The following is a 6,159-nucleotide window of genomic DNA, read 5'->3' on the forward strand; positions in this document are numbered from 1 at the left end:
CCACCTCCACCGCATTCGTGTCCGCCACCGTGCAGGGCAGGCGGTTGACGTCGCCGAGGAAGCTGGAGACGAAGGCCGTGGCCGGGGCGTCGACCAGCGCCGCCGGGCTGCCCTGCTGCTCGATCCGCCCGTCACGCATCACCACCACCTGGTCGGCCAGCTCCAGCGCCTCCTCCTGGTCATGGGTGACGAACAGGCTGGTCAGGCCGGTGCGGTCATGCAGCTCGCGCAGCCACACCCGCAGCTCCTTCCGCACCTTGGCGTCGAGCGCGCCGAACGGCTCGTCGAGCAGCAGCAGCTTGGGCTCGATAGCCAGCGCCCGGGCCAGGGCGACGCGCTGGCGCTGGCCGCCGGACAGCTGGCGCGGGAAGCGGCGGCCCAGCCCGGGCAGCCGCACCAGGGTCAGCAGCTCCTCGACCCGTCGCCGGATCTCCGCCTTCGCCGGCCGGGTGGCGCCGGGCCGCACCTGCAGGCCGAAGGCGACATTGCCGAACACGGTCATGTGCCGGAACAGGGCGTAGTGCTGGAACACGAAGCCGATGCGTCGCTGCCGCGGCGGCACCGCGGCGATGTCGGCGCCGTCGACCAGGATCTCCCCGGCATCCGCCCGCTCCAGCCCCGCCACGATGCGCAGCAGCGTGGTCTTGCCCGAGCCGGAGGGGCCGAGCAGGGCGACGAAGGCGCGGTCCGGCACCTCCAGCTCGATGCCGTCGAGTGCTGCGATCGGGCCGAAGCGCTTGGTCAGGCCATGGATGGCGATCGGCATCAGCTCTCCGCGGATTCGGTGCGGTCCGACCGGAACCGCCATTCGAGCAGGGTCTTCAGCACCAGCGTCACCAGCGCCAGCCCGGCCAGCAGCGAGGCCACGGCGAAGGCGCCGACGAAATTGTACTCGTTGTAGAGGATCTCGACCTGCAGCGGCATGGTGTTGGTCTGGCCGCGGATATGGCCGGAGACGACGGAGACGGCGCCGAACTCGCCCATCGCCCGGGCGTTGCAGAGGAGAACGCCGTACAAGAGCGCCCATTTGACGTTGGGCAGCGTCACCCGGAAGAAGGTCTGCCAGCCGCTGGCGCCCAGCAGCACCGCCGCCTCCTCCTCATCCGTCCCCTGCTCCTGCATCAGCGGGATCAGCTCGCGCGCCACGAAGGGCAGGGTGACGAAGATGGTGGCGATGACCAGCCCGGCGACGGTGAAGATCACCCGGATGCCATGCGCCTCCAGGAACGGGCCGAACCAGCCATTGGCGCCGAACAGCAGCACATAGATCAGGCCCGAGATCACCGGCGAGACCGAGAAGGGCAGGTCGACGAAGGTGGTCAGCAGGCTCTTGCCCGGGAACTCGAACTTGGCGATGGCCCAGGCGGTGGCCAGGCCGAAGATCGTGTTCAGCGGCACGGCGATGGCGGCGACCGTCAGGGTCAGGCGGATCGCCGCCAGCGACTCCTCGCTGCCGATGCCCTCGAGATAGGCGTCGATGCCCTTGCGCAGCGCCTCGGTCAGCACCACCGCCAGCGGCAGCACCAGGAACAGGACGAGGAAGACCACGGCGATCGCGATCAGGGCCAGGCGGATGCCCAGCGGCTCCTCCCACGGCCTGTCGGCGGGCTTCAGCCGGGTGCGCGCGGCCGCCAGCGTGCGGGTCAGTCCGCCCATTTGCGACTCCAGCGCTGCAGCAGGTTGACCACCAGGATGATGACGAAGGCGGCCAGCAGCATCACCGACCCGATGGTGGCGGCGCCGGCATAGTCGTACTCCTCCAGCCGGATCACGATCAGCAGCGGCGCGATCTCGGAAACACCCGGGATGTTGCCGGCGATGAAGATGACCGAGCCGTATTCGCCGACCGCGCGGGCGAAGGCCAGGATGAAGCCGGTCAGGATCGCTGGGGACAAGAGCGGCAGCACCACGCGCCACACCACCTGCCAGCGCCGGGCGCCGAGGGTGGCGGCCGCCTCCTCGATCTCGCGGTCCAGGTCCTCCAGCACCGGCTCGACCGTCCGCACCACGAAGGGCAGGCCGATGAAGACCAGGGCGATGAAGATGCCGGGCGGGCCGAAGGCGGCCTTGATGCCGATCTCCATCAAGGGCCCGCCGAGCCAGCCCTTGGGCGAATACAGGGACGCCAGGGCAATGCCCGCCACCGCCGTCGGCAGGGCGAAGGGCAGGTCGATCAGCGCGTTCATCAACGGCCGGCCCCAGAAGCGGTAGCGCGTCACCACCCAGGCCACCAGCGTGCCGAACACGACGTTGACCGCCGCGGCCGCCAGGGCCAGGCCGAAGCTGATCTTCAGCGCCGCCAGGGTGCGCGGCGAGGACACCACCCGCCAGACGCCCTCGACCCCGAGTTCCCAGGGCCGGATGACCAGCGCCGCCAGCGGCAGCAGGACCAGCAGCGCCAGATAGGTGAGCGAGAAGCCCAGGGTCAGCCCGAATCCCGGCAGCACGCCGACATGGCGCGCCGCCGGAGGCGGGCTCTCCCTAGCTCTTTCGGTAGATCTGATCGAAGGTGCCGCCATCCGAGAAATGCGTCTTCTGTGCTTTCTGCCAACCGCCGAAGATCGGGTCGTCGATGGTGAACAGGTTAACAGCGGGGAAGGCGTCCTTGTACTTCGCCGCGACCTCGGGCGAGCGCGGGCGGTAGAAGTTCTTCGCCGCCAGCTCCTGCCCCTCGGGCGAGTACAGGAATTCGAGATAGGCCTGCGCCACGGCGCGGGTGCCGCGGGCGTCGACCACCTTGTCGACCACCGCCACCGACGGCTCGGCCAGGATCGAGACCGACGGCACGACGATGTCGAACTCGTCCGGCCCCAGCTCCTTCACCGCCAGGAAGGCCTCGTTCTCCCAGGCGATCAGCACGTCGCCGATGCCGCGCTGGACGAAGGTGGTGGTGGAGCCGCGGGCGCCGGTGTCCAGCACCGGGACATTGGCGTAGATCTTCTGCACGAAGTCCTTCGCCGTCTGCTCGCTGCCGCCGGGCTGCTTCAGGGCATAGCCCCAGGCGGCCAGATAGTTCCAGCGCGCCCCGCCCGAGGTCTTCGGGTTCGGGGTGATCACCTGGACCCCCTCCTTGGCCAGGTCGGGCCAGTCCTTGATCCCCAGCGGGTTGCCCTTGCGCACCAGGAACACGATGGTCGAGGTGTAGGGCGCGCTGTTGTCCGGCAGGCGCTTGATCCAGTCCTTGTCGATCAGCCCCTTGGCGGCGATGGCGTCGACGTCATAGGCCAGCGCCAGGGTGACGACGTCGGCCTGCAGCCCGTCGATCACCGACCGGGCCTGGGCGCCGGAGCCGCCATGCGAGGCCTCGATGGTGAGGGTGTCGCCGGTCTTCGCCTTCCACTGCTCGGCAAAGGCGGCGTTGACCTGCTTGTACAGCTCGCGCGTCGGGTCGTAGGAGACGTTGAGCAGCTTGACGTCGGCCGCATGCGCCATGGCCGAAGCCAGTGCGATGGCCGCCGCGGCCAGCAGCCGAGTGGTCATGATCCGCATGACTTCGACCTCCGATGTTCCTTGGGTTGGGGCAGGGGGCGGCGTCGCGCACAGTAAGGCGGGGAACCGGCGCGAGCGCAATCTCTATTTCACATCAAATGCCATCGGTCAGGCGATAAATTTTACACGCAGGTTAGGTTATTCATATGTTCGCTTCATTCGTTTTCGCACATGCGAAGTCGATTGCTGACGAAATCCTGCGCATTTCCCGCGAATTCCGATTGCATCGGACCCGGCCCGCAGGCAGATTTTCGTTTGCGAAGATCGAAAGCGGCGCGGCCGCAAGCAGAGGCGGGAAACGTGGCAGAGGTGTACGACCTCCTGGTCATCGGCGGCGGCGTCAACGGCGTCGGCATCGCGCGCGACGCGGTAGGGCGCGGCCTGTCCGTCCTGCTCTGCGAGAAGGCGGACCTGGCCGGAGCCACCTCCTCGGCCTCGACCAAGCTGATCCATGGCGGGCTGCGCTATCTCGAATATTACGAGTTCCGGCTGGTGCGCGAGGCGCTGATGGAGCGCGAGGTGCTGCTGCGCGCGGCGCCGCACATCATCCGCCCGCTGCGATTCGTGCTGCCGCATGACCGGTCGATGCGGCCGGCCTGGATGGTGCGCATCGGCCTGTTCCTCTACGATCATCTCGGCGGCCGCAAGATCCTGCCGGCCAGCCGCGGCCTGCGGCTGCGCGGCGGCGCCATCGGCCGGGTGCTGAAGCCGCATCTGACGCGCGGTTTCGAATATTCCGACTGCTCGGTCGACGATGCCCGCATGGTGGCGCTGGCGGCGTTGGACGCGAAGGAGCGCGGGGCCGAGATCCTGACCCGCACCGCCTGCGTCTCCGCCCGGCGCGAGAACGGGCTGTGGACGGCGACCCTCCGGAACGCCGATGGGGGCGGCGCCGACGGCGGCGAGCGGCAGGTCTCGGCCCGCGGTCTGGTCAATGCCGGCGGCCCCTGGGTCAAGCATGTGCTGCACGACACGGTCGGCCTGCCGGGCGCCAGTCGGGTGCGGCTGGTCAAGGGCAGCCACATCGTCGTGCCGAAGCTCTATGATGGGCCCGAGGCCTTCATCCTGCAGAATGACGACCGGCGCATCGTCTTCGTCATCCCCTATGAGGGGAAATTCTCGCTGATCGGCACCACCGACCTCGACTACCAGGGCGACCCGGCCGGCGTCGGCATCACGGCGGAGGAGACGGCCTATCTGTGCGAGGCGGTCGGCCGCTGCTTCGCCGCCGGCCCGACCCCGGACGACGTGGTCTGGAGCTATGCCGGCGTCCGGCCGCTCTACGATGACGGGTCGTCCAGCGCGTCGGAGGCGACGCGGGACTACGTGCTGGAGCTGGACGCGCCGGAGGGCCAGCCGCCGGCCCTGTCGGTGTTCGGCGGCAAGATCACCACCTTCCGCCGCCTTTCCGAGCATGCGCTGGAGAAGCTGGCCCCGGTCATGGGCATCAAGGGCGCGCCCTGGACCGCATCGGCCCCGCTGCCCGGCGGCGACATCCCGGACGCCGATTTCGAGGGCTTCCTGGTCAGGCTGCGCGCCGCCCGGCCCTGGCTGCCGGAGCCGCTGGCCCGCCGCCTGGCCCGCGCCTACGGCACCCGGGTCGACCGGTTGCTGGGATCGGCGCAGAGCCTGGAGGATCTCGGCCGCGATTTCGGCGCCGGGCTGACCGAGGCCGAGCTGGACTACCTGGTCGACCAGGAATGGGCGCGCACCGCCGAGGACGTGCTGTGGCGCCGGTCGAAGCTGGGGCTGCACATCCCCGCCGAGGCGCATGGCGCCATCGACGACTGGCTCCGGGCCCGCAACTCCCGTCCCGTGGAAAGGGCCGCGTCGTGACGCTCGCTCTCGAAGGCGTAACCAAGGACGTCGGGGCGGAGAGCCATATCCACCCGCTCGACCTGGTGTTGGAGCCGGGCACGCTGACCGTGCTGCTGGGCCGCACCCAGGCGGGCAAGACCACGCTGATGCGGCTGATGGCGGGGCTGGAGCGGCCGAGCCGCGGCCGGGTGCTGGCCGATGGCCGCGACGTCACCGGCGTGTCGGTGCGCAGCCGCGACGTCGCCATGGTCTACCAGCAGTTCATCAACTACCCGTCGAAGACGGTCTACGACAATATCGCCTCGCCGCTGCGCCTCAAGGGCCTCGGCCGGGCCGAGATCGACCGCAAGGTGCGCGAGACCGCGGCGATGCTGCGCATCGACCGGTTCCTGGAGCGGCTGCCGGGCGAGCTGTCGGGCGGCCAGCAGCAGCGCACCGCGATCGCCCGCGCCCTGGTCAAGGATGCCGGGCTGCTGCTGCTGGACGAGCCGCTGGTCAATCTCGACTACAAGCTGCGCGAGGAGCTGCGGGCCGAGCTGTCGGAGATCTTCCGCCGCGGCCGGTCGGTCGTGGTCTACGCCACCACCGAGCCGGCGGAGGCGCTGATCCTGGGCGGCCGCACCGTCGTGCTGGACGAGGGCCGGCTGCTGCAGCAGGGCCCGACGGTCGAGGTGTTCCAGCACCCGGCCTCGACCAAGGTGGCGGAGGTGTTCAGCGACCCGCCGATGAACATCGGCCCCGCCGAGGTGGCGGACGGCGCGCTGCGGCTGGTGGACGATGTCTCAGTGCCGCTGGCCGGGCACCTGGCCGGCCTGGCCGCCGGGCCCTGCACCGTCGGCGTGCGGCCGGGCC

6 protein-coding genes are annotated in these 6,159 nt (G+C 69.8%); 2 read left to right on the top strand and 4 right to left on the bottom strand.

The genetic code is table 11. From position 1 onward, the window contains the following. The 4 genes from P409_RS23660 to P409_RS23675 form a co-directional block, all read right to left on the bottom strand. Nucleotides 1-766, bottom strand: a 766-nt coding sequence (locus P409_RS23660; RefSeq protein WP_034844462.1) for a sulfate/molybdate ABC transporter ATP-binding protein, incomplete at its 3' end; no start/stop codon positions are given. Continuing rightward, nucleotides 766-1,656: a sulfate ABC transporter permease subunit CysW gene (cysW, locus tag P409_RS23665; protein ID WP_034844465.1), complete on the bottom strand. Its 891-nt coding sequence runs from the start codon at nt 1,654-1,656 to the stop codon at nt 766-768. The genes P409_RS23660 and cysW, both read right to left, overlap by 1 nt. Continuing rightward, on the bottom strand, nt 1,644-2,447 hold the full coding sequence (cysT, locus tag P409_RS23670) for a sulfate ABC transporter permease subunit CysT (protein ID WP_034844468.1): 804 nt from the start codon (nt 2,445-2,447) through the stop codon (nt 1,644-1,646). The genes cysW and cysT overlap by 13 nt, the downstream gene beginning before the upstream one ends. A 34-nt stretch (nt 2,448-2,481) precedes the next feature. Beyond that, nucleotides 2,482-3,489, bottom strand: coding sequence for a sulfate ABC transporter substrate-binding protein (locus P409_RS23675; protein WP_430515657.1), 1,008 nt, complete (start codon nt 3,487-3,489; stop codon nt 2,482-2,484). 300 nt (nt 3,490-3,789) lie between these two features. Here P409_RS23675 and glpD point away from each other — a divergent pair, with 300 nt between their 5' ends. Together glpD and P409_RS23685 are read left to right on the top strand one after the other, a co-directional pair. Next, entirely contained in the window at nt 3,790-5,325 is a 1,536-nt protein-coding gene (gene glpD, locus P409_RS23680) for a glycerol-3-phosphate dehydrogenase (RefSeq protein ID WP_034844469.1), read from the top strand. Next, nucleotides 5,322-6,159 (top strand): ABC transporter ATP-binding protein (locus P409_RS23685; protein ID WP_034844470.1); only part of this gene is annotated, 838 nt, incomplete at its 3' end. The genes glpD and P409_RS23685, both read left to right, overlap by 4 nt.

This window comes from Inquilinus limosus MP06, assembly GCF_000767795.1.
GTDB classification, from domain to species: domain Bacteria; phylum Pseudomonadota; class Alphaproteobacteria; order DSM-16000; family Inquilinaceae; genus Inquilinus; species Inquilinus limosus_E.